Annotated in this window: 21 protein-coding genes, 2 tRNA genes and 1 riboswitch; of the genes, 15 read left to right on the top strand and 8 right to left on the bottom strand. The window is 61.8% G+C overall.

Annotation, left to right across the window (positions count from 1 at the left end):
* Nucleotides 1-9: 9 nt before the first annotated feature.
* The 4 genes from AAHE99_RS20645 to glyA all read right to left on the bottom strand — a co-directional run bounded on the left by AAHE99_RS20645 (nucleotide 10) and on the right by glyA (nucleotide 3,265).
* Nucleotides 10-852, bottom strand: coding sequence for a PilW family protein (locus AAHE99_RS20645; protein WP_342119243.1), 843 nt, complete (start codon nucleotides 850-852; stop codon nucleotides 10-12).
* Entirely contained in the window at nucleotides 849-1,409 is a 561-nt protein-coding gene (pilV, locus tag AAHE99_RS20650) for a type IV pilus modification protein PilV (RefSeq protein ID WP_342119244.1), read from the bottom strand. Before pilV ends, AAHE99_RS20645 begins: the two co-directional genes overlap by 4 nt.
* Nucleotides 1,410-1,469: 60 nt before the next feature.
* Nucleotides 1,470-1,943 carry a transcriptional regulator NrdR gene (nrdR, locus tag AAHE99_RS20655; RefSeq protein ID WP_342119245.1) on the bottom strand — a complete coding sequence of 158 codons (474 nt, stop codon included), beginning with the start codon at nucleotides 1,941-1,943 and terminating at the stop codon, nucleotides 1,470-1,472.
* Between the two features lie 77 nt (nucleotides 1,944-2,020).
* Nucleotides 2,021-3,265: a serine hydroxymethyltransferase gene (gene glyA, locus AAHE99_RS20660; RefSeq protein ID WP_342119246.1), complete on the bottom strand. Its 1,245-nt coding sequence runs from the start codon at nucleotides 3,263-3,265 to the stop codon at nucleotides 2,021-2,023.
* An 81-nt stretch (nucleotides 3,266-3,346) separates the two neighbouring features.
* A riboswitch (ZMP/ZTP riboswitch) is annotated at nucleotides 3,347-3,459 on the bottom strand.
* Between the two features lie 173 nt (nucleotides 3,460-3,632).
* On the opposite strand from glyA, the gene AAHE99_RS20665 reads away from it, so the two are divergent.
* The 10 genes from AAHE99_RS20665 (at nucleotide 3,633) to AAHE99_RS20710 (ending at nucleotide 9,829) form a co-directional block, all read left to right on the top strand.
* Entirely contained in the window at nucleotides 3,633-4,376 is a 744-nt protein-coding gene (locus AAHE99_RS20665) for an SDR family oxidoreductase (RefSeq protein WP_342119247.1), read from the top strand.
* Nucleotides 4,377-4,497: 121 nt separating this feature from the next.
* Nucleotides 4,498-4,896, top strand: a complete 399-nt coding sequence (gene ybgC, locus AAHE99_RS20670) for a tol-pal system-associated acyl-CoA thioesterase (protein ID WP_342119248.1) — start codon at nucleotides 4,498-4,500, stop codon at nucleotides 4,894-4,896.
* Nucleotides 4,897-4,914: 18 nt separating this feature from the next.
* Nucleotides 4,915-5,604, top strand: coding sequence for a protein TolQ (gene tolQ / locus AAHE99_RS20675; protein ID WP_342119249.1), 690 nt, complete (start codon nucleotides 4,915-4,917; stop codon nucleotides 5,602-5,604).
* A gap of 15 nt (nucleotides 5,605-5,619) precedes the next feature.
* On the top strand, nucleotides 5,620-6,057 hold the full coding sequence (locus AAHE99_RS20680; protein WP_342119250.1) for a biopolymer transporter ExbD: 438 nt from the start codon (nucleotides 5,620-5,622) through the stop codon (nucleotides 6,055-6,057).
* Between the two features lie 3 nt (nucleotides 6,058-6,060).
* Complete coding sequence (locus tag AAHE99_RS20685) at nucleotides 6,061-6,903, top strand: energy transducer TonB (protein WP_342119251.1); 843 nt, start codon at nucleotides 6,061-6,063, stop codon at nucleotides 6,901-6,903.
* Nucleotides 6,904-6,914: 11 nt separating this feature from the next.
* Entirely contained in the window at nucleotides 6,915-8,183 is a 1,269-nt protein-coding gene (tolB, locus tag AAHE99_RS20690; protein WP_342119252.1) for a Tol-Pal system beta propeller repeat protein TolB, read from the top strand.
* Nucleotides 8,184-8,232: 49 nt separating this feature from the next.
* Nucleotides 8,233-8,760: a peptidoglycan-associated lipoprotein Pal gene (gene pal, locus AAHE99_RS20695; protein WP_342119253.1), complete on the top strand. Its 528-nt coding sequence runs from the start codon at nucleotides 8,233-8,235 to the stop codon at nucleotides 8,758-8,760.
* An 85-nt stretch (nucleotides 8,761-8,845) separates the two neighbouring features.
* Nucleotides 8,846-9,595, top strand: a complete 750-nt coding sequence (gene ybgF, locus AAHE99_RS20700; protein WP_342119254.1) for a tol-pal system protein YbgF — start codon at nucleotides 8,846-8,848, stop codon at nucleotides 9,593-9,595.
* Nucleotides 9,596-9,659: 64 nt separating this feature from the next.
* Nucleotides 9,660-9,735: transfer RNA gene (locus AAHE99_RS20705), tRNA-Lys, on the top strand.
* Nucleotides 9,736-9,753: 18 nt separating this feature from the next.
* Nucleotides 9,754-9,829: transfer RNA gene (locus AAHE99_RS20710), tRNA-Lys, on the top strand.
* Between the two features lie 92 nt (nucleotides 9,830-9,921).
* Here the strand turns inward: AAHE99_RS20710 and AAHE99_RS20715 are convergent.
* A complete protein-coding gene (locus AAHE99_RS20715; protein ID WP_342119255.1) occupies nucleotides 9,922-10,314 on the bottom strand; it encodes a RidA family protein in 393 nt (130 codons plus the stop codon).
* Nucleotides 10,315-10,431: 117 nt separating this feature from the next.
* Between AAHE99_RS20715 and AAHE99_RS20720 the strand changes: the two genes are divergently transcribed.
* From AAHE99_RS20720 to AAHE99_RS20730, 3 genes are all read left to right on the top strand, one after another.
* Nucleotides 10,432-11,337 carry a LysR substrate-binding domain-containing protein gene (locus tag AAHE99_RS20720; protein ID WP_342119256.1) on the top strand — a complete coding sequence of 302 codons (906 nt, stop codon included), beginning with the start codon at nucleotides 10,432-10,434 and terminating at the stop codon, nucleotides 11,335-11,337.
* 185 nt (nucleotides 11,338-11,522) lie between these two features.
* Nucleotides 11,523-12,209 (top strand): PEP-CTERM sorting domain-containing protein, encoded by a 687-nt coding sequence (locus AAHE99_RS20725; protein WP_342119257.1) that lies wholly within the window; start codon nucleotides 11,523-11,525, stop codon nucleotides 12,207-12,209.
* A gap of 396 nt (nucleotides 12,210-12,605) precedes the next feature.
* A complete protein-coding gene (locus AAHE99_RS20730; RefSeq protein ID WP_342119258.1) occupies nucleotides 12,606-13,235 on the top strand; it encodes a pyridoxamine 5'-phosphate oxidase family protein in 630 nt (209 codons plus the stop codon).
* Here the strand turns inward: AAHE99_RS20730 and AAHE99_RS20735 are convergent.
* The gene (locus tag AAHE99_RS20735) at nucleotides 13,229-13,879 is read right to left on the bottom strand and encodes a PEP-CTERM sorting domain-containing protein (protein WP_342119259.1); all 651 of its coding nucleotides are present in this window, start codon (nucleotides 13,877-13,879) and stop codon (nucleotides 13,229-13,231) included. The genes AAHE99_RS20730 and AAHE99_RS20735 overlap by 7 nt on opposite strands.
* A 138-nt stretch (nucleotides 13,880-14,017) precedes the next feature.
* The gene (locus AAHE99_RS20740) at nucleotides 14,018-14,695 is read right to left on the bottom strand and encodes a substrate-binding periplasmic protein (RefSeq protein ID WP_342119260.1); all 678 of its coding nucleotides are present in this window, start codon (nucleotides 14,693-14,695) and stop codon (nucleotides 14,018-14,020) included.
* 305 nt (nucleotides 14,696-15,000) lie between these two features.
* On the opposite strand from AAHE99_RS20740, the gene AAHE99_RS20745 reads away from it, so the two are divergent.
* Together AAHE99_RS20745 and AAHE99_RS20750 are read left to right on the top strand one after the other, a co-directional pair.
* Nucleotides 15,001-17,652: a DUF4214 domain-containing protein gene (locus tag AAHE99_RS20745; protein WP_342119261.1), complete on the top strand. Its 2,652-nt coding sequence runs from the start codon at nucleotides 15,001-15,003 to the stop codon at nucleotides 17,650-17,652.
* A gap of 73 nt (nucleotides 17,653-17,725) precedes the next feature.
* Nucleotides 17,726-19,192 carry a sensor histidine kinase gene (locus AAHE99_RS20750; RefSeq protein WP_342119262.1) on the top strand — a complete coding sequence of 489 codons (1,467 nt, stop codon included), beginning with the start codon at nucleotides 17,726-17,728 and terminating at the stop codon, nucleotides 19,190-19,192.
* On the opposite strand, the gene AAHE99_RS20755 is transcribed toward AAHE99_RS20750, so the two are convergent.
* A complete protein-coding gene (locus tag AAHE99_RS20755; RefSeq protein ID WP_342119263.1) occupies nucleotides 19,166-22,327 on the bottom strand; it encodes a BTAD domain-containing putative transcriptional regulator in 3,162 nt (1,053 codons plus the stop codon). The genes AAHE99_RS20750 and AAHE99_RS20755 overlap by 27 nt on opposite strands.
* Nucleotides 22,328-22,379: the final 52 nt, after the last annotated feature.

Consider the following 22,379-nt stretch of genomic DNA (forward strand, 5'->3'; position numbering starts at 1 on the left):
GACGGCGCCCTATTGGTTGCGCAGCGCTACGGATGCGGTGAACAGGCGGCGCGTGCGGTGGCGCATCGCGGGCGGAAGGCCCGCTTCGTCAATGCGGGCTTCAGGGTCGGCGCCTGGCAGCAGTTCGTAGCGGCTTAACTGGCTGCCGGGACGCGAGCCTCGTTCGCCGTGCAACAGCAATGCGATCCGCACGCTGGTAACGCGCTGCCAGCCGTCGGGGCCTATTGCGTTGATGGCGCTGGCAGTAAGGTGGCGGTTGGGGATGCCGTCGCGTGGGGTGTCGGTGTCAATTGCGTACAGGACGTGGAAGGCATCCACGCCGCGTATCACCGCGTCGGCGCCCCAGCCGTGCTCGCCTTTGTATTTGCAGCGCAGTTCGGCGACACCGTCGCTGGCGCGGGCGACGTAGAAAATGCTCCAGGCCCATTCGCCGGCCTCGGACGGGAAGCCGGCGCAGTTGAGCATTGCGCTGCCGCCGCCCGCGCCAGGATTGGCTGCGGGCGCGTAGCGGATGGCGAGTACGTCGCTGCCATTGATGGCGGGAAGCGGAGCACCCATGCCGTCCGACTGGCTCGCAACGCTGGCGGCGTCACGGCCCTCCACTGCCAGCGCGGCGGGCGCGGATGGCGGGGTGGCGTCGGGTTCGCCGGGGTAGCCGGCCTGGCGCAGCGCTTGGCCAATCACGGCCAGGACGAAGCGGCCGTTGTCGTCAATGCGGGTGTTGGCGCCGTTGAACATGAAGTCGCCGGTTGATGCGTGCAGCAGCGTGGCTGCCACCACGGCGACCAGGAGGCTGAGCATCATGGCGACCAGGACTTCGGCCAGGGCCAGGCCGCGTTGGTGTATGGTCATTGGCCGCCTCCAAGGGTGGGCCCGGCGGACGGCGGTGCGGGCACGGCGGGCAAGGCGACCGGCAGTACGAGCTGTGGCGCGGTGTTCGTGGCGGAGTACGCCGGCTGGCGGCTGCGCCAGCCGACCTTGATGACGATGGTGGCGTCCGGGCTGCCGGAGCACGCCCATTGCAGCGCGCCACCTGATGCGGCGGCGTCCCTGCAAACTGAGGCGCGGGCGCCTGGCAAGCTCGCCGACAGGTGCTGGCGGAACTCATCCAGCTCGCGCGCGGCAAGCGTGCTGGTGTCGCATGGTGTATCGGTGCAGGTGCCTGGCGCCGCCGGCGCGGGCGGCGCCTCGGAATCAAATCCCAGGTAGGAAGAGGACTGCGCCGCGTTGGCGCGGATGCGGTCGGCGAGCGAGGCGGCGGCTTGCAGGGCTTCGTTCTGCAAGGCCGTTTCCTGCCGTGTGCGCATGGCATAGGCCTGCATCGCCAGCGCGCCGACCAGCCCAACAGCCAGCAGCAGCACGGCAACCAGCACTTCCACCATGGTAAATCCCGCAGTTGGACGACGCATGGCGCAGCCCTCCCCTGCTGATCAAGTTAGCCAGCAGCGGTCAGGCGGGTTTGAGAAATATCAAGCCTTGGGAGAGAGCTCTTGACCGTCGCCAACTTCTTCGATCGCGTCCTGGAACTCAGCCAGGTCTTCGAAGTTCTTGTAGACGGAAGCAAAGCGGATATACGCCACCTTGTCGAGGCGCTTGAGTTCAGCCATGACGAGCTCGCCAACGTAGACGGAGTCGACTTCACGCTGGCCGCTGGTCAACAGCTTTTCTTCGATGGAGGCGATGGCCTTGTCGACTGACTCAGCCGCAACGGGGCGCTTGCGCAGGGCCAGCATCAGGCTGGCGCGCAGCTTCTCAGCCGCGAACTCGGTGCGGCTGCCATTTTTCTTGACCACATACGGCATGGTCAGTTCAATGCGTTCCCAGGTGGTGAAACGCTTATCGCAATTGACGCAGCGCCGGCGCCGCTTGATGGCGTCCCCCTCCTCCGACACGCGCGTGTCGAGGACCTGGATATCATCGTGCTGGCAAAACGGGCATTTCATGGAGGTGCGTCTCTTATTATGTAATGAAAAAGCGCCGGACCTTTCGGCCCGGCGCCTTGATAGTACCAACCGCGTGCTTAGGCGTAAACAGGGAATTTATCAGCCAGCACTTTCACAGCGGCTTTCACGCGCTCGATGGTTGCTGCGTCGTGCGGGTTATCCAGCACGTCGGCGATCAGGTTGCCCACTTGTTCCGCTTCGGCTTCCTTGAAACCGCGGGTGGTGAAGGCTGGCGAGCCCAGACGGATGCCGGAAGTCACGAATGGCTTCTGCGGGTCGTTCGGGATGCCGTTCTTGTTGCAGGTCATGTGCGCCTGGCCCAGGATCGCTTCCGCTTCCTTACCGGTCAGGTTCTTGGCGCGCAGGTCGACCAGGAACACGTGCGACTCGGTGCCGCCGGACACGATGCGCAGGCCGCGCTTGATCAGGGTCTTGGCCAGCACGTCGGCGTTCTTCACCACTTGCTGCTGGTAGGCCTTGAATTCTGGGGACAGCGCTTCCTTGAACGCCACTGCCTTGCCGGCGATCACGTGCATCAGCGGGCCGCCCTGGATGCCTGGGAAGATCGCGGAGTTGATGATCTTTTCGTGTTCGGCCTTCATCAGGATGATGCCGCCGCGTGGGCCGCGCAGGGACTTGTGGGTGGTGGAGGTCACGAAGTCGGCGTGCGGCACTGGATTCGGGTACAGGCCAGCGGCGATCAGGCCGGCGTAGTGGGCCATGTCGACCATGAAGTAGGCGCCGACGGACTTGGCTACCTTGGCGAAGCGCTCGAAGTCGATCTTCTTGGAGAAGGCCGATGCGCCGGCGATGATCAGCTTTGGCTTGTGTTCCTTGGCCAGCGCTTCCATGGCGTCGTAGTCGATATCTTCTTCCGCGGTCAGGCCGTAGGAAACGACGTTGAACCATTTGCCGGACATGTTCAGCGCCATGCCGTGGGTCAGGTGGCCGCCTTCGGCCAGCGACATGCCCATGATGGTGTCGCCTGGTTTCAGCACGGCGAAGAACACGCCCTGGTTAGCCTGGGAGCCGGAGTTAGGCTGCACGTTGGCGGCTTCGGCGCCGAACAGCTGCTTGACGCGGTCGATGGCCAATTGCTCAACGACGTCGACGTTCTCGCAGCCGCCGTAGTAACGCTTGCCTGGGTAGCCTTCGGCGTACTTGTTGGTCAGCTGGGAGCCCTGGGCTTCCATTACCGCTGGCGAGGTGTAGTTCTCGGAGGCGATCAGCTCGATGTGGTCGTGCTGGCGCTTGTTCTCGTTCTGGATGGCGGCAAACAGCTCCGCGTCAACGTTGGCGAGGGTGTGATCTTTTGCGAACATGAAATTACTCCAGTTTTTTAAGGCAGATTGGATCGAATCGGGAGCCAAAAGTGACAGGACAGCCGAGTCGTGCTCTTCCATCGAGGCTGCCCAGGCGAACGGCTGTTTGAAATCTCACGTTCCCCGGTGGTTGCCCACCTCTCACCAGCGGCGCTATGCAGCCAGCTGGTTTTTCGCCAGTTACGTGAGACAGTAATGGAGCCAAGATTGTAATTTAACTGGCAAATATCGGCAATCGTTTGGCTGGTTTCGACTTATTTCGCCTTTGATTCGGCCTAGAACCGGTAAACCGGTGTCTGACCCTGTGGGTAAGACACCGGTTTACCGGTTTTGATAGAATCAAGCCTTCAATATTGGGAGTTCGACCATGATCGTGTTAGTTACCGGCGCCACCGCCGGTTTTGGCGCCGCGATGGCGCGGGTTTTCGTGCAAAACGGCCATAAGGTGATCGCCGCCGGCCGCCGTGCCGAGCGCCTGGAAGGCCTGGCCGCCGAACTCGGCCCCAACCTGCTCCCGGTCAAACTGGACGTCACCGACAAAGCCGCCATCCAGTCTGCCCTGGCCTCCCTGCCGGCCGAATGGAAAGAAATCGACGTCCTGATCAACAACGCCGGCCTCGCGCTGGGCGTCAAAGGCGCCCACGAAGCCCCGCTGGAAGACTGGGAAACCATGATTTCCACCAACTGCACCGGCCTGGTCACCATGACCCACGCCCTGCTGCCCGGCATGGTCGAACGCGGCCGCGGCACCATCATCAACCTGGGCTCGGTGGCCGGCCACTACCCCTACCCGGGCGGTAATGTATACGGAGCCACCAAAGCCTTCGTCGAACAGTTCACGCTGAACCTGCGTGCCGACCTGATCGGCACCGGCGTGCGCGCCACCAATATCGCGCCCGGCCTGTGCGGCGGTACCGAATTCTCCAACGTGCGCCTGAAGGACGACACGGCGGCAGCCAAGGTCTACGAAGGCACCACCCCGCTTACGGCCGACGACATCGCGAACACGGCTTTCTGGATTGCAACATTGCCGCCACATATCAACGTAAATTTGATCGAATTGATGCCAACTTGCCAAGGATTCTCCCCTTTCGCCATCAAACGCAGCTAAAATGCCGGGCGCATATAAGGGAAAACCGTAAGCAATTGTTACGAGATTGTGCAAATCAACGGAATCGCCTAATTATTTGGCGTAAAATGTTGCCCATTCTCATTTAGTAGCCGATTTATCTATGTCGTCTGAATTCACCTGGGATGTCCGCGTTTATTACGAAGACACGGACGCCGGCGGGATTGTCTATTACGCGAACTATTTAAAGTTCTTCGAGCGCGCACGCACGGAATGGTTGCGCTCCCTTGGCGTGAACCAGGACATCCTGCTGCGTGAGCACGACGCCATGTTTGTGGTCAAAAATGTCAGCGCGGACTACCACGCGCCGGCACGTTTGGACGATGTAATAAAATTGACGCTTCGTATCGAAAAGCTGGGACGCGCATCGATCCAGTTCGTCCAGGAAGCGTGGTGCGGCGAGCGCCTGCTGAATACCGCCCACGTCAAGGTTGGCTGCGTTGATTCGGCCCTGCGCCCGCGCGCTGTTCCGGATGCCGTAGCGGCCCGCATGCGCGCATAATAATTAGATTGAGAAATAATGAACGTCACTCAAGACCTCTCCTTCATCTCCCTCATCACCAACGCTCATCTGATCGTTCAGTTGATCATGGCGCTGCTGCTGGCCATCTCCGTGATGAGCTGGAGCTATATCTTCAAGAAGCTGTTCGACGTGCGCGGCGCGCGCAAGCAAACCATTGAATTCGAAAAGACCTTCTGGGCCGGCGGCAACCTGCACGCCCTGCACCAGAGCGCCGGCAGCAACCGCGCCAACAGCGGCGCGCTGGCGCGCATCTTCGAAGCCGGCATGGGCGAGTTCATCAAGGGCAAGCAAGCCGCTGCCGCCAGCCGCGACATGGACCTGGGCGCAGTACTGGACGGCGCCCGCCGCGCCATGCGCGCCGCCTTCCAGCGCGAAATGGATGCACTGGAAGCCCACCTGGCCTTCCTGGCCTCGGTCGGTTCGGTGTCGCCGTACATCGGCCTGCTCGGTACCGTGTGGGGCATCATGAACGCCTTCCGTGGCCTGGCCAATGTGCAGCAAGCCACCCTGAGCGCCGTGGCGCCAGGTATTGCGGAAGCGCTGATCGCTACCGCTATCGGCCTGTTCGCCGCGATCCCGGCCGTGGTGGCGTACAACCGCTTCTCGCACGATATTGACCGCCTGGCGATCCGCTTCGAGAGCTTCGTTGAAGAATTCTCGAACATCCTGCAGCGCCAGTCCCGTTAAAAGGCGAAACTGAAGATGGCCTCTTCCCTCTCCAGCAGCATGCGCGGCGGCCGCGGCCGCAAGCTCAAGTCCGAGATCAACGTCGTGCCTTACATCGACGTGATGCTCTGCCTGCTGATCATCTTCATGGTGATGCCGACCTCGAACAACCCGCAGTCGATCGACCTGCCGCACGCTGAAAAAGCGGTGCGCCCACCGGACGCCTATATCCAGGTGCAGCTGAAAGCCAATGGCTCGCTGTCGATCGGCGTGGCCGGCAAGGCCGCCGAAGCGCCGGAAACCGAGCCGAACCGCGATGCCCTGGTGCGCAAGCTGCGCGCCATGCATGAACAATATCCCGAGTATCCGGTGCTGATCGCCGGCGACAAGGAAAGCAAGTACGACGACGTGATCCAGCTGATTTCCGAAGCCAAGAAAATGGGGATTAACCGCGTTGGTCTGGCAACGAAGTAAGGCATGGCAATGACGATGGCGAATGCAGGCGGACCGTACCGCGTGCCCAAGCGGCACGGCGGTACGCGCGCGTTTGTACTCGCCCTGGCCATGCACTGCCTGCTGTTTGCGTTCCTGTGGGTGGGCATCCGCTGGAACAATGATCCGACCGGCGTCGATGCCGAGATCTGGGACATGACCACGCAGATGGCCGCGCCGCAAGCCGAGCCGCAACCGGAGCCCGAACCGGAACCGGAGCCGCCTGCCAAGCCGCCGGAGCCGGAAGCGCCGCCGCCGGAAGTGGTGAAGCCGCCGCAGCCTGATCCGGAGATCGCGCTGCGCAAGCAGAAAGAGAAGGAAAAGAAGGAACTGGAAGAGAAGAAGCTGGCCGAGCTGAAGAAGAAAAAAGAAGAAGAGAAGAAACTGGCCGAGCTGGAGAAAAAAGAGAAGGCTGAAAAAGAAAAAGCCAAGAAACTGGCGGAACTGAAAGAGAAGGAAAAGCTGGCCAAAGTCCGTGAAGCGGAAATGAAACGCATCATGGGTACGGCCGCAGCCGGCTCCACCGGCACGGCAGCCAGGTCCACCGCACCGCGTCTGGACGATGGCTATAAAGCTGCGATCGTGACGAAGATTCGAAGCTTCCTGAACTATCCAGGGCAGGAAGATGTCGAAGCTGTCTACACCATCACCCAGCTGCCGACTGGTGAAGTAATGGGCGTCCGCAAGGTAAAATCCAGCGGCGTCGCGGCTTACGATACCGCGATCGAAAACGCGATCCGCAATGCCTCCCCGCTGCCAAAGCGCAAGGACGGCACGGTGGAACGTGAGATCACGGCGACCTTCAAACTCAAGGAAATGCGGCAATAAGGATCGTTAGAATGTTGAACAACGCAAAAACCCTGTTCGTAGTGGCCGGCGCCGCGTTTGCGCTGTCGGCACAGGCACAGCTGCGCGTCGAAATTTCCGGCGTGGGCAGCAACCAGATTCCGGTAGCAATCGGCCCTTGCGCCAACGAGGCGGCAGCGCCAGCCCAGATCTCGGAAATCATCAAGGCCGACCTGACCCGCAGCGGCATGTTCAAGATCATCGACGCTGGTGCGACCACCAACCTGATGCAGCTGGACGCCACCAGCTGGAAAGCGCGCGGCGCCGACGCCTTCGCGGCCTGCTCCGTGCAGCCGCTGGGCAATGGCTACTTCGACGTGCAGTACCGCCTGCTCTCCACCGGCGCCGGCAACGACCTGTCCACCATGAAGACCCAGGTGCCAAGCCAGTACGGCCGCCTGGCCGCGCACAAGATCGCCGACGACATCTATGAAAAGCTGACCGGCATCAAGGGCGTGTTCTCGACCCGTATCGCCTATGTGGTCCAGCAAGGCAAGCAGTACCGCCTGGAAGTAGCGGACGCCGACGGCGAAAACGTGATCCCGGCCCTGACTTCGACCGAGCCGATCATCTCCCCTTCCTGGTCGCCGGACGGCACCAAGGTGGCTTACGTTTCGTTCGAGCAGCGCAAGCCGGTGGTCTACGTGCAGAACCTGGTAACCCGCCAGCGCACCGTGATCGCCAACGAGAAGGGCAATAACTCGGCGCCGGCCTGGTCGCCGGATGGCAGCAAGATTGCAGTGGCGCTCTCGAAGACCGGCAACACCCAGATCTTCATCGCCAATGCGGACGGCTCCGGCCTGCGCCGCCTGACCACCGGTTCCACCATCGACACCGAACCGCAGTTCAGCCACGACGGCCAGTACGTGTACTTCACCAGCGACCGCAGCGGCGGCCCGCAGATTTATCGCATGAGCGTCAACGGCGGCGAAGCGCAGCGTGTGACGTTCGGCTCTTCCTACAATATCAGCCCGCGTATTTCTTCCGATGGCAAGACGCTGGCTTATATTTCGCGGCGCGACGGCGGCGCCTTCCAGCTGTTCGTACTGGACCTGGAATCGCGCCAGGAGCAACGCCTGTCCGACACCACCAGCGACGATTCGCCGAGCTTTGCTCCGAATGGCAAGTACATCTTGTACGCCACTCAGAACGGCGGCCGCCGCTCGCTGGCCATCGCGTCGACAGACGGCCGGGTTAAGCAGCGCCTGAGCATTCAGGCGGGCAATATCAAGGAGCCCACTTGGGGTCCTTTCATGAAGTAAAGAAGAAGTAAACGAGAAGTAGCACCTTTAACGACCAGGAGAAATAAAAATGCGTAATGTAAAACACGTAGCCTTCATCCTCAGCATCGCTTCCGTACTGGCAGCTTGCTCGAGCACCAAGCCAGTGGAGAAAGCACCTGAAGTGGTTGAAAAGCCAGTGGCTCCAGTAGCCCAGCCTGACACCCGCGCGGTTGCCCCAGTACAAGCTCAAGTTGACGAACTGGATATCCCAGGCGGCAAGCTGGCTAACCGTTCCGTGTACTTCGACTTCGACAGCTACGTTGTTCGCGAAGACGGCAAGGAAGTGGTGTCGAACCACTCCGGCTACCTGGTGAAGAACGCCCAGCGCTCCATCCTGATCCAAGGCAACACCGACGAACGCGGTGGCTCCGAGTACAACCTGGCCCTGGGCCAGAAGCGCGCTGAAGCCGTGCGCAAGTCGATGGCAGCCCTGGGCGTGCCAGAAGCCCGCATGGAAGCCGTTTCCCTGGGCGAAGAGAAGCCAAAAGCTGAAGGCCACACCGAAGAAGCATGGGCACAGAACCGCCGTGCTGACATCGTGTACAAAGCCAAGTAATCTTCCGGCTTAACATGACGCACAAGGGGCAGCGCGCAGTTTATACTGCGCCCTGCCCCATTTCTTTTTTGTGCAAGGAAGATCGATGAAATTCACCAAGTCTGCCCTGATGGCAGCCCTGTTCGCCGCCACCCTGCCCCTGAGCGCCTCCGCCGGCATCTTCGACGACGAAGAAGCGCGCAAAGCGATTACCGACCTGAAGGCCAAGGTCTCCAAGCTGGAAGCGGACCTGAAGAACCTGATCGACACCAAGACCGACAAGAGCGCCACGCTGGACCTGATCGCTGGCCAGGACCAGATGCGCGAAGAGATTTCGCGCCTGCGCGGCCAGGTCGAAATCCTGCTCAATGAAATCCAGGTGGCCCAGAAGCGCCAGAAGGACTTCTACACCGACCTCGACGCCCGCATCAAGAAACTGGAGCCGCGCCAGGTCACCATCGACGGCCAGACCACCTCCGTCAACATGGACGAACAGAACGCCTACGACAACGCCATGGCGCAATTCAAGAGCGGCGACTACAAAGGCGCCGCCAACGCGCTGCAGGACTTCGTCAAGCGCTTCGGCGCCTCCGCCTACGCCTCCAACGCCCAGTACTGGCTGGGCAATGCCTACTACGCCCAAGGCGACTGCAAGAGCGCCATCACCGCCCAGCAGCTGGTGGTAAAGAACTGGCCGGACAACCCGAAAGCTGCCGACGCCATGCTGAACATCGCCAGCTGCCAGACCGAGCTGAAGGCCGTCAACAATGCCAAAAAGACACTCCAGGACCTGATCAAGGCCTACCCTGGCACTGCGGCGGCGGCGACCGCCAAGGAACGCCTGAAAGGTAAATAAAAAGTACTGGCGGGCATTTGACAGCTGGGTCAGTCCAGCCTATAATCTCGCTTCTTCTTTCGACGGGTCGTTAGCTCAGTTGGTAGAGCAGCGGACTTTTAATCCGTTGGTCGCAGGTTCGAGCCCCGCACGGCCTACCATTCGAATAGAGGAACCTTGGGTCGTTAGCTCAGTTGGTAGAGCAGCGGACTTTTAATCCGTTGGTCGCAGGTTCGAGCCCCGCACGGCCTACCAAGATACGCAAGGAAGCCCACGAATTTCGATTCGTGGGCTTTTTTGTTTCTGGTCACCCGCTGTTCGCAATGGGACCAACAGAAGCGGAGCGCTCAGCCAGGAATCCGGGCAATAACTTTGATCTCGAAGTCGAACCCGGCCAACCAGTTGACACCCAGGGCGGTCCAGTTCGGATAAGGCGCCTTTGGAAAAATTTCGTCCTTTACTGCCAGGACCGTAGCGAACTGCTTTTCCGGGTCCGTGTGAAAAGTCATCACGTCAACGATGTCGTCCAGTTCGCATCCCCCCGCCTTCAGTGTCGCCTTCAGATTATCAAACGCCAGCCGCACCTGTGCCTCGAATTCAGGTTCCGGCGCGCCGTCTGTGCGGCTGCCGACCTGGCCGGATACGAACAGTAAATCGCCAGAACGGATCGCGGCTGAATATTTATGGACTGCGTACAGCTCGTGCCGCCCAGCTGGAAAAATGGTTTCGTGCGTTTTCATCGTGCTTGCTCCTTGTGGTGGTGGGTCCGGGCACTATAACTCCGCCCATCGTTCAGATAAACCGTAAAACAACTGCTACACTGTTTGAGGAATCAGAACTATTGTTGGAGCCGTGTGATGGACAAACTGGAAGGCATGCGGGCATTCGTCCGCGTTGTCGAGGCTGGCAGCTTTACCAAGGCCGCCGAAACGCTGGATGTGAGCAAGACCACAGTCACTCAACTGGTGCAGCAATTGGAAGCCAACCTGCGCATCAAGCTGCTTAACAGAACGACCCGTAAAGTGAATGTGACGACGGCCGGCGCCGCTTATTACGAGCGCGTGATTCGCCTGCTGGCCGAGCTTGAAGACATCGAAAACAATATCCTGGGCGAATCCACCGTGCCGCGCGGCCTGCTGCGGGTGGATGTTCCAAGTCCGTTTGCGAATATCATCCTGGTGCCGGCACTGCCCGCTTTCCACGCCCGTTTCCCGGAAATCCAGCTCGATATCGGCGCCAGCGACCGCAAAGTCGATCTGATTGGCGACAACGTCGATTGCGTGGTGCGCGGTGGCGAAATTGCCGATGGATCGCTCGTTGCGCGGCGTATCGCCGACCTGCAATTGGGTGTGTACGCCGCACCGTCGTACTTGCGCGAGGCGGGAATGCCGATACACCCCGACGATTTACACGGCGCCGGCCACCGTATCGTCCATTACCGCTGGACCAACGGTTTGCCATACGCAATGGAGAAATCCGGCGAACGTATCAAGGTCGGTGGCCGCCACTTTTTAGCGATCGATGACGGCAATGCCTACCTGACCGCCGGACTGGCCGGGCTTGGTGTGTTATGGCTGCCACAATATATGGCCAGGGCGCATGTTGCTAGCGGCGCGCTCATACCGCTGTTCACCGATTGGCGCATTGATCCGATGCCGCTCCACGTAGCCTACCCACCCGACCGTTATGTTCGCAAGCAGCTTCGCGTTTTCATTGATTGGATCGTCGACCTGATGGCGCAGCATGAACCGCAGCAGCGTTAGCTCCATGCCGCTTAGGACGGGGCTTGTTTGTTTTGCATCCGTGCTCAAAAAGGAGTGTCGGGAATTCTTACATTCCCCAGCACGTTGCTTCCCCTCCCTGCTGTAAGCGATTGAAAAATAAGGGTACTGTTAGATTGGTACCGTTATTGCTTAACTCAATGCAAGCGATCTTGCGGAGAGTTATCATGAAGATGTCCACTGCAACCATGCTTGCCGCCTTGTCAATAGGGTCGGCCCAGGCAACGCCGATTCACGCGTTGGGTGACGGAGATCCGAACGGTACATTCAGCATTGGCGGCGTGGCCAACGCGGCGCGCGGCTGGCGCTTTTCAGTCGCGGCCGATGACGTGTGGATCACCGAATTGGGTCTTAACACACCCAAGGGCGGCATCAACTATGGCCGCACCGTGACCTTGTGGGACTTCAACACCCAGACCGTGCTGGCACAAACTTCCTACAGCGCAGGCAATGGCTGGATGTGGAACAGCATTTCCGCCGTGGCGTTGTCCAATGGCGGCCAGTACCTGATCGAGTACCACTCCGCCTACATGGGAGATTACTGGTACACCCAGCCCAGCGCTGCCTGGCTGCCCAGCGGTATCATCAATTACCTGGATATGCGCTATTGCAATAGCTGCGGCACGAATACCTTCCCCACGTTTGTGCTGAACGGCTACCAATACGGCATTCCCGATATTGGCTACGAAATCCGCAGCGCGACAAACCCGGTACTCGGCGAAGCAAACGAAGTACCAGAACCAGGCGTACTGGCCTTGCTTGCGATGGGCCTTCTTGCGGGCGCACTTGTCCGGACCCGACGCTCGAAGAGCCTTTCCACCGGGCGCTATCGATGCCGGCGCGCAAAAGTGTGACTGCGTGCTGAATCAAGCCGCGCACGGCCTGCCAAGTTAGGCGGAAATGCCTCGGTCAGGCGCGCATAGACTCTGCCAACTGCCAGCGCGCTTCGCCAGGCAAGCGCAGCCAGATGTGTTTCCAGGCATTGCGCGTACAACCCGCTAGCCGGTTCACCAACTGTGCCGGCGAAACCACCTCACTGTCATAGCAAATGAAGTCGCCCTCAACTGCGGCGTGGTACACGTCGTACGCCTGCCTTCACAGAAATCGATCAGGTCGTTGAAGGTTTGAAACGGCACCGCTATATTGATTAGGTCTCTCATTTTCGGCTCCTTGGCAAGAACACAGCGCCGAAGCGCAAAGTTTGCGCCATCCACGCTAAAATTCCAGCCTCTCATCAAGGGGCGTAAACAGTGAATTCAGATTCCGTGCCTGGCCTTGTCGACACACTGGAGCAGCTTGAGACGCTGTTTGGTGAAGTGGGACAGGCTTCGATCCAGAAAGAGCAATCCTTCATCCATCCACATTACCGCGCCATGATCGAGGCGTCGCCGTTTGCGGTGTTGGCGACTGTGGGGCCGGGTGGGCTGGATGTCTCGCCGCGCGGCGATGCTGCGGGCTTTGTCGTGGTGGAGGATGAGAGGACTTTACTGCTGCCTGAGCGGCGCGGCAACAACCGCGTGGACAGCTTGCGCAACCTGATCGCAGATCCGCGCATGGCTTTGCTGTTCCTGATTCCGGGAGTGGGCGAAACACTGCGCGTCAACGGCACGGCGCGCATTAGCGTGGCGCCAGATCTGCTGCGCCGTTTTGAGGTCGATGGCAAAGCCCCCAAGTGCGTGCTGGTGATCCGCGTGGAGACGGCGTTCTTCCAATGCGCGCGAGCGATTCATCGCTCGCGCTTATGGCAAGGCGTTCCGGATGCGGCGCGCGCCGGCATCCCCTCCCCCGGCACCATGCTGGCCGATTTCAGCCATGCCGAAATCGATGACGAGCAATATGACCGCGAGTTGCCGGAGCGCCAGAGGACGACGCTTTACTGAGCCTGCTTCTTATTGCGGCGCGCTGCAGCCAGTCCCGCCAGGCCGATCACTGCCAATGCCAGGGTACCTGGCGCAGGTACAGGCGCTGGCCCGATACTTCCCGGCAGGACCTGCACATTCATCACGTCGAAGCCCGGGGAGCCACCGAAGGCGTCGAGACCAACGATCTTGATCGCGCGCACTGCGTCGGTGAAGCCGATTGAGGCGAGGTCGAATGCCGTCGTTACATCATCCGCGGCGACGCCGAGGAAGATGAAATTGACAGCGTCTGCGCTGACATAGACGTTGGCGCGCTCACCGTTGGCCCCTACTTCCTGGATGAAGATGTCGTCGCCGACGCCGTCAATCACGGTTTCATCAGTGAAGCCCACGGTGACATAGGAGCCGGTTGGGAGCGACAGGAAGTCAGGGAAGCCAGTCGTTCCGGGCTCGTTGCCCAGGACGACGCTGGTGGAAACAGCAATCGGAAAGCCTGGCCCGGTCGGGTAAGTGCCACCGTAAGGGCCGGCCATCGGGCCTGCACCGCTATCGAAATAATCCAACACAACGTCCGCGTACCCGATCAGGCCAGCATGTGCTTGCGTGGTAAGTGCCATTGAGGCGAGTGCAAGCATCGAGATGAGGAATTTACGCAGAGTCAGCATAGGTCGCTCCTGTAGAGTTAATAGATGGAGCCACCTAAGCAGAGATCGTGCCAACTTGATAAGTTTTTGATTTAACTGACTTTAACTAGTTAAAGAATTTGGACTGTAAATATTTCCGACAGGCAGGCTTGATCGAAATCACGGCTGGGCGCCGAGGTATTGCTTGACCAGTGCAGCGTAAGTGCCGTTGGCACGGATGGCCTTGAGGCCGTTGTTGAAGGCGTCGCGCACGCGCGAGTCGCGGAAGACGGCACGCCGTGGGCTTTCGGGGAAGATCCGGTGGTAGGTCACGGGCTGCGTGGCATCGAACTGCGGGCCGAGCTTGTCGTTGAAGTAGCGAAAGATGAAGCGGTCGCCCACCACCACGTCAACGCGTCCGGTAAACAGCAGCTTGTTTTGCGCAATCTGCGAGTGCAGTTCCTGGTAGTTCGAGTGGCCGGTGGCGATAAAGCCGAAGCGGTCGCCCAGCACCATGCTGGCATTCTGGAAGGCGGCCACGGAGTAGTTGGCCAGTTCCTCGATCTGCTCCAGCTTCAGATTGCGGCGGGTGAGGGAAATGGCGACGTTCTGGTAGGTGATGTAATTGTCGGTGAAGTAGTCCTGGCCGCCGATCCCTTCGGTGATGGACAGCATGCCATCCACCTGCCCTGTGCGCAGCATGGCCAGGGCGCGCGACTGGGGCAGCATCATGGCGACCATCTTGTAGCCGCCGACCGCCAGGGCAGCCTTCGCGATGTCGTAATCGAGGCCGGCGCTGCCGGATTCCATGATGTAGGGCGGCTTGGGCAGCCCCATGCCGACCAGGACCTCCGGCACCGTTTGCTGCGCGGGCGTTGCACTCGTGGGTACAGCCAAACAGCTTACGGCAAGGGCCAAGGCCAGGATCCGGATCCACATATTGCCTCCTTTTTTCACGGCATTATGAACCCAACCGTAGCAATCGAGAAGCGCTGTAATTTTCCCATTACAAGCCATTTACGCCAGGTTTACGGCCCGACTACGGATCGATTACAGATCGGGAATAAGTAAATTTTCGACCATTTTCCTATGACAGAATTTTGAACTTCGACAGGCCAGACAAGTCCCCGTCGAGCAAAACGTCAACGATCATGGAGCTGGAAATGCCAAACTACATCAAAGAAGTGCAACAACTGTACGTCGCGTACTACAACCGCCCTGGCGATCCTTCTGGCCTGGCTTTCTGGACGGGCATTGTCGAACAATTCAAGGGCGATACCTCGCTGATTTCCGCCGAATTCGCCAAGTCGCCCGAATATGCGGCCGCCTACGGTGGCATGAGCAACCGCGCCGTGGTGAACACCGTCTACCGCAACCTGTTCGGCCGCGATGGCGAAAAAGGCGGCCTCGACTTCTGGTCGAGCATGCTGGACTCCAAACAAGTGACCCTGGACAGCGTGGTGACGGCAATCGCCAGCGGTGCCCAGGGTGACGACCTGGTGGCCTATGACAACAAGGTGAAGTACGCCACCGCCTTCACGGCAGCGTTGGACAGCCACCCGGAAGGGGCCGCGTATAACGGCAACGAAGCACTGGCTTTCGCAAAGCAACTGACCTCGAGCATCACCTCCAACGAGTCCCTGGCCACGGCCCTGGCCAAGATTGATACGTCGACGGCCGAATTCGTAGCCGCCAGCAAGGCGCCGATCACCTTTACCCTGACGGCCAACGCCGACACCGGCGTGGCCTTCACCGGCGGCGGCGGCAATGACACTTTTAACGCCACCGGCGCCACTTTCTCGGCGGGCGACAGCCTGAATGGCGGCGGCGGTGTGAACACCCTGGCCATTACCGATGCCGGTGCCGCATTCATGAATGGACTGCCGGCACAGGCGAAAGTCCAGAACATCCAGAAGATCAATATCAGCACCAACGGCGCGGTGGGCGGCGCCAGTGCCTATGACATGTCCGGCTTCAAAGGACTGGAGCAAGTCACCATTGCAAGCACCAGCGGTGGCGTAAACCTGAAGCTGGGTGACGGTGCCCGCGCCGTTTCGCTCAAGGGCAATACCGCTGCCGCGACGCTGGAAGGCAAGGACCTGGTGTCGGTCGGCCTGGCCAATACTAACCAGGCCGCTACCATCATCAACAGCACGGCGGGCCATGAACTGTCGCTGAGCTTGATCGGAGTCGACAATGCTGCGACCATTACCGATGCCACCGCAGCCAAGGTCAATATCGCGGTCAACGCCGAAGTCATCGGCAAATTTTCGGACATCAACCTGGCCGCAGCCCAGGCAAGCATCGTCAACATTGACAACAGCACGACGTTCCGCCTGACCACGACCGCCTTGGCCGCTGCCGACAAGCTGGAAACCCTGACCGTGAAAGGCGGCGGTTTCTTCAACTCTGACCTGAGCGGGATTGCGTCGCTGTCCACCATCGACGCCTCCCTCGCCTCCGGCGCCAACACCTGGAAAGTCGCCAGCATCCCTGGCCTGGTGATGAAAGGCGGCTCCGGCGCCGACGACGTCACCCTGAGCGGCCAACTGGCCGGCACCGCCAGCATCCAGCTTGGCGCGGGCAACGACCGCTACGACTTTTCGGTCCTGGCGCAAAACGGTGCCAAGGTCGATGGCGGCGCGGGCAAGGACCTGATCATCATCAACGATGCCGCCCTGCTGGGCACCAGCGCTAACGGCGCCCCGGTCTACAGCGGCTTTGAGACCCTGGATTTCTCCAGCGGCAAAGGCCTGTACGACCTGGACCGCGTCGGCGACGTGACCACCCTGCACAGCCACGCACGCCTGCGCGGCGACGTGGAATTCACCAACGGCCGCGCCAATTCGACCATCGAGTTGAATGCCAAGGAAGTCAACCTGGACCTGACCGGCAAGCCGGCCGAACACTTTGTGGTGGGCCAGAACATCAAGTTCTCGCTCAAGGACGCCTCCGGCGCCAGCGACAAGCTGACCATCAGCATGACCGCCCTCGACGCCGGCATCGATGGCCGCGCCAACGGCGTGGTGCAGATGAACACCGTGGAAGCCAACGGCATCGAAACCGTCACCATCAATTCCTCGGTCAGCAAGGTGGAAGGCACCCGCGCCGCCGATGAATACGTCAACGCCATGACGTACCTGAAGGCCGAAGGCGCCAAGACGGTGGCGGTCACCGGCAATGCCACGCTGGACCTGCACCTGGTCTACTCCAACACCATGACCACCTTCGACGCATCCGGCTCCACCGGCGAGATCTGGTTCGATGGCGTGGTCGGCACCAATAAGCAGGCCCTGAACTACCTGGGCAGCCAGAATGTGGACTACTACCAGGCCACCGAAACCGGCGTGAACTTCCAGGGCAATGGCGGCGCCGACTCGCTGCTGCTGTACCGCTACGAGAAGGTGAAGGACGTGGTCACCTTCGCCAAGGCCAGCGACTCCTTCATCACTTTCGCCAAGAACGGCAACGCTGAAATCCGCGCGCAGGACACGATCTTCGACTTCCAGACCGGCGTCGACAAGATCGACCTGACCGGCCTGCACCTGGCCAAGGGCGCCAACCTGGCCGGCGTCGCCACCATCAGCCTGGCGTCGAACACCACCCACATCCTGCAGTCCACGCTCAAGGACGGCGTGGGCGTGTTCAGCGACGGCGGCGTGAACCGCTCGCTGTTGTGGGCCAAGTACGGCAGCGACGACGGCTTCATTCTGGTCGACGTGAACGGCGACGGTAACTATACTGACGGCTCCGACATGCTCTTTGACATGAACGGCTATGCGGCGACCGTTGCGCTGAACGATTTCATCTTCTGACCGGTCGCCTCCCGCACCAGCCCTGCGTTTTTGGCAGGGCTGGGTTGGCGCGATCTTTCAGTTGAGGTAATCGATGATTGAAGTCAATGGAGCCATGCTGGTGGCCTTCTGGGCCGCCGGGAAAAGCATCCACTTCTTGTTACAGGACAGGATGGCCGCTGGTATGACCTGGGATACCGAGCAATGGTACGACGTGTCCGAGCTGCGTGCGCTGCTCGAACATAGCAGCCGCTATAGCAATCCGGCGGCGGTGCTGGAACGCCTTGGCGAAGAAATGACGCAAGCCTGGTACGCCTTCGGCCCCGGCATGCAGATCGCGCCCACGGCCCTTGAATTCATCCGCTTCCAGGCCGGATCGCAAGGCTACCGCTCGCTGGTGCGCGGCGAACCAAGCGAGATCGGCAACTTCGAGCTGCTGGACATCGACCAGGCGGGCGGTATCGCGACGGTCCGCTCCAGCACCATCTTCGAACGCGATATGGAGCTGGGCATCCTGAACGGCGGGCTGAATGCCTGCAACGACCTGCTCTACTTCGACGTGGCGATGCGCGAGGACCGCCGCCATTTCGACATCCGCTTCGTGTCCGGCGACAACCGCGAAACCCTGGGCTGGGCCGAGCCGCAGCCGGAATCGGAATGGCGCCTGCGCCACCAGATCCAGCAATTCCAGCGGCGCGAGCGCTTCTGGGTCAGCATCAACGACACCCTGCACGAGGCGATGGCGGAGCTGAAAGCCACCCAGCAGCAGCTGATCCTGCAGGAGAAAATGGCGTCGATCGGCACCCTGACCGCCGGCGTCGCCCACGAAATCAACAACCCCACCAATTTCGCCCACGCCGGCGCCCAGACCATGGACGCCAAGCTGGAACAGTTCCACCGCTTCCTGCTCGAAATCGCCGGCGACGATGCCGACCCGCGCGTGCTGGCCACCCTGAATGAGCGCTTCGGCGAGCTGCACGGGCAGCTGGCGACGATTATCGAAGGCACTTCGCGCATCCGCGACCTGGTGCGCGACCTGCGCACCTTCTCGCGCCTGGGCGAGGCGGACAAGAAGCATGTGGCGATTGGCGACAGCCTGAACTCCACCATCAACCTGGTGCGCACACAGTACGCCGGCAGCGCACAGATCACCTGCCAGCTGGACGCCAATCCGGTGCTCGATTGCTGGCCGGCCCAGTTGAACCAGGTGTTCATGAACCTGACCGTGAACGCCTGCCAGGCGATCGAGCGCAAACAGCGCGAGCGTCAGGACAAGGCGCTGGGCCACCTGCAGATCAGCAGCCGGATGGAGCGCGAGCGGCTGGTGCTGGAATTCCGCGACGACGGCTGCGGCATGTCGGAAGCCGTGGCCAAGCGCATCTTCGAACCCTTCTTCACCACCAAGGCGGAGGGCGAAGGCACGGGGCTGGGCTTGTCGATCTCCTTCGGCATCATCAAGCGCCACCAGGGCAGCATCCGCGTGCTGTCGGTCGAAGGCGTGGGCAGCACGTTCACCATCGAGCTGCCCTGCACCTCACTTCAGGCCCAGGTCGACGGCTAGCTGCTCGGTATCGGCGGAGGGCTGGCGTCCCAGCACAATGGATAGCATGTCGCGGCAGCGCCGGTAGGCGCTGAAGGCGGCATTCGGGTCGCCCAGCGCATGCGTGCAGCGCATGATGCCGCGGAAGCTGCTCTCCGCCAAAGGCTCGGCCTCCAGCGCGCGCTGGTACAGGGTGTGGGCCTGGCTCCAGGCGCCCAGCTTTTCCAGGCGCTGTCCCAGTTCAGCGGCCGCCGCCAGGAAGCGGTTGCGCCAGCGCTCGCGCGCCGCCAGCAGCCAGCTCTCATCGTCGCCTTCGCAGAACGGGCCGCGGTACAGCTGCAGCAGTTCGGCCGCCAGGCGGTGCGTACTGGCCGCCGACGCTTCCGGCGCCAGGCTGTCGATGCTGTCGCACAGCGCGGACAAGGCGCCGACATCGGACCACACCACGCTGTCCGGCAGGCTAACCTGGCCGGAACCGACCACCACCGCTTCATCAATCTCCAGCATCTTGCGCAGGCGGTGCACGGTCACGTTCAGGGCCGACTTGGCATCGTCGGCATCCGGCCATAGCTGCGCGGCCAGCGCCTGCTGCGCCTTGCCGCCCTCGCCCGCCGCCAGCAAAGCTTTCAGCAGCAGCAGCGGGCGTTGCTGGGCCTTGCCGGTCGCGGTCACGACCTGGCCATCGCGCGCCAGTTCCAGCCTGCCCAGCGTGTACACCGCCATCGGCCATGGCCAGTTGGGGGTGAAGCGGTCGGGCGGCTGCAGGCGCTGGCGCACGATGATGCCGCGCATATGTTCGACTTCCATGCCGTGCGCCAGGGATTGGGCGGCAATGGCGGCCGCGAATTGCGGCTGCATCGGGAACAGCGCCGTGCTTTGGCGGCGCCGGTGCGAGGCCAGCGCTTCGCGCAGCTGCTGCACTTCGAGTTCGGCCAGGCCTTGCATGGCGGCCACGTGGGCGGTGATGAAATAACGCGTTTCGCGCGCCAGCACGCTGTCGCGGCCAAAGGCGTGGCTGTCGGCCTGGTTGCACCAGTGCTCGGCGTCGGCGAAATTGCCCTGCAAGGCGCAGCACACGGCGGCAAAGGCTTCCATCCCATAGCGTTCGGCGGCCGGCAAGCCGGCGGCGGCGCTGTCGGCGATGGCTTCCAGCGCGCAGGCCAGGGCGCCCGCCGTGTCGCCGGACTGCGAGCGCCAGTGGGCGTCCAGGGTGTTCAATTCCACCTGGTCGCGGATGCGGGTCGGCACCACGTTGCGGCGCAGCTGGCCAAGCAGCGCACCGGCCGCTTCCATGTCGCCGGTGCCGAGCAGGTAGTGCGCATCCAGGAACTGGTACAGCAGGGGGTCCAGGTCGAAACTGCCGGCAATGCGCTGGATGCTGGCGGCCATGGCCTGCGCTTCGCCGTAATGGCCGTTCTTGTTCAGCCAGCGCGCCACCCGCCCATACCACCAGACCCGGTGGAAGGGACTGAGCGCGGCGTCGTCGGCCACCTTGTTGACGGAGGCCAGCAGCCAGTTGGCGGTATTGGCATTGTCTACGCTGTCGAAATAGCGCAGCAGGATCGCGCCCACCGTCAGCTGCTCCACCGGATTTTCCACCTGGGACAGCAGCTGCAAGGCGCGCTGCGCCGCCGGCGCCAGGTGCGGCGACTGCGGCGCCACGAACAGCAGGCCGAGTACCAGGCGCGAATGGACTTTCAGGTCGGTCAGCGGGTCGAGTGCCGCCAGGTCCAGGGTTTGCAGCGCTTCCGTCATCAGGTCGATCCAGCCTGGCAGCGCGCGGTAGTCGGCCCACTCGAAATCGTAGCTGTCGATGATGGCGGCAATCGTCAGCAGGCGCCCGGCCACGTCGCTGGTGTGGGCAAAGCCTTCGGCCGCGCGCACCAGCACCTTGCGCGCCAGCAGCGGCGCGATGGGGCTGAGCGAGACGCCATGCCAGTAGCCCAGGGCCGGTTCGGCTTCCGCGATGTCGGGCGGCAGGCAGCTCATCCACTCGCGCCAGGCCTGGCCGCGGCCGGTGGCCAGCATGAGCTCGGCGTGCCGCAGCAGCAAGGCGGCCAGCGCGTCGAAGCGGCCGGCGTCCTGATAGAGCTGGGCCGCCGCCTCGCTGCGGCCTTGCTGGTCCAGCAGCCCGGCGGCGCGCTCCAGGAATGCCTGGCGCTCGCCGGCGGCCAGGCGCTGCCGCGCTTCGTGCTGCAGGAATTCCTGGAACAGGTTGTGGAACTGGTAGGTTTGCGATGCGCCACGGCGTTCGACAAACAGGCGCTTGTGGTAAAGCTGTTCGAGCAGGCGCGCGGCATCGGCGTCGCCGGTCAGATGCTGGGCGTCTTCGGCGGAGATGCTTTGCAGGCAGGACAAGTGCAGCAGCATGCGCTGTTCGGCCTTGGGCATGCGCTCCAGGATCTCGCCCGCAAAATAGCGGAACAGCGCGGTGCCGCCAGCCAGCGCCGGCGCGGCCGCCTGGTCCGGGCCCTGGCGCAAGGTGCGCAGCATGACCACGCCGGCGGCCCAGCCATCGATACGGTCCAGCCATTGCTGGTCGACCGGGCCTTCCTCGCCACCGAGCTGGGACAGTTCGCGCGCTTCCGCCTCGTCCAGGCGCAACTCATTCCAGCCGATCACGCGCAGGCGGCCATCCATTTCCATGCGCGCCAGGCGCGCTGGCGGCGCATCGCGGCTCAGGGCCAGGATGGTGAGGCCGAACGGCACTTCGGCAAAGGCATACTCCAGCAACTGGCCGGAATTGTCCCAGTCGAATTCATGCAGGTTGTCCAGCACCAGCACCGCGCCGGCCGGCAGGCGGGCATACAGGTTGCGGAAGAACATGCGCTGGCTGCGGGCGCCATCGCCCTGCACTTCCGGCGGCAGGGCCGGCGGCACATGGCCGGCGTCGCGCACCGCTTCGGACAGGAAGAAGAACAGGGTCGAGGGATCGCTGTCGCCCTGGTCGACCTGGCACCAGATCGCCGGCGCGTCCGAGGCGCCCAGGTAGCTGGCCGCCAGCGTGGTCTTGCCCGCCCCCGGCGGCGACGCGATCCAGACCACGGCGTGCTCCTTGCGGCCCTTGTCAATCTGGGCGAACAGGCGCGGACGGGCCATGGCGTGATACACGCGTGGCCGCGACAGCTTGGCGTACCTGGCGGGTTCGTGGGTCAATTGATGCCGGGGTTTCTCTATAATGGTTTCCGGCGTATTATAGTTTATTAAT

This window comes from Pseudoduganella sp. OTU4001 (assembly GCF_038440195.1).
Taxonomy (GTDB): domain Bacteria; phylum Pseudomonadota; class Gammaproteobacteria; order Burkholderiales; family Burkholderiaceae_D; genus Rugamonas.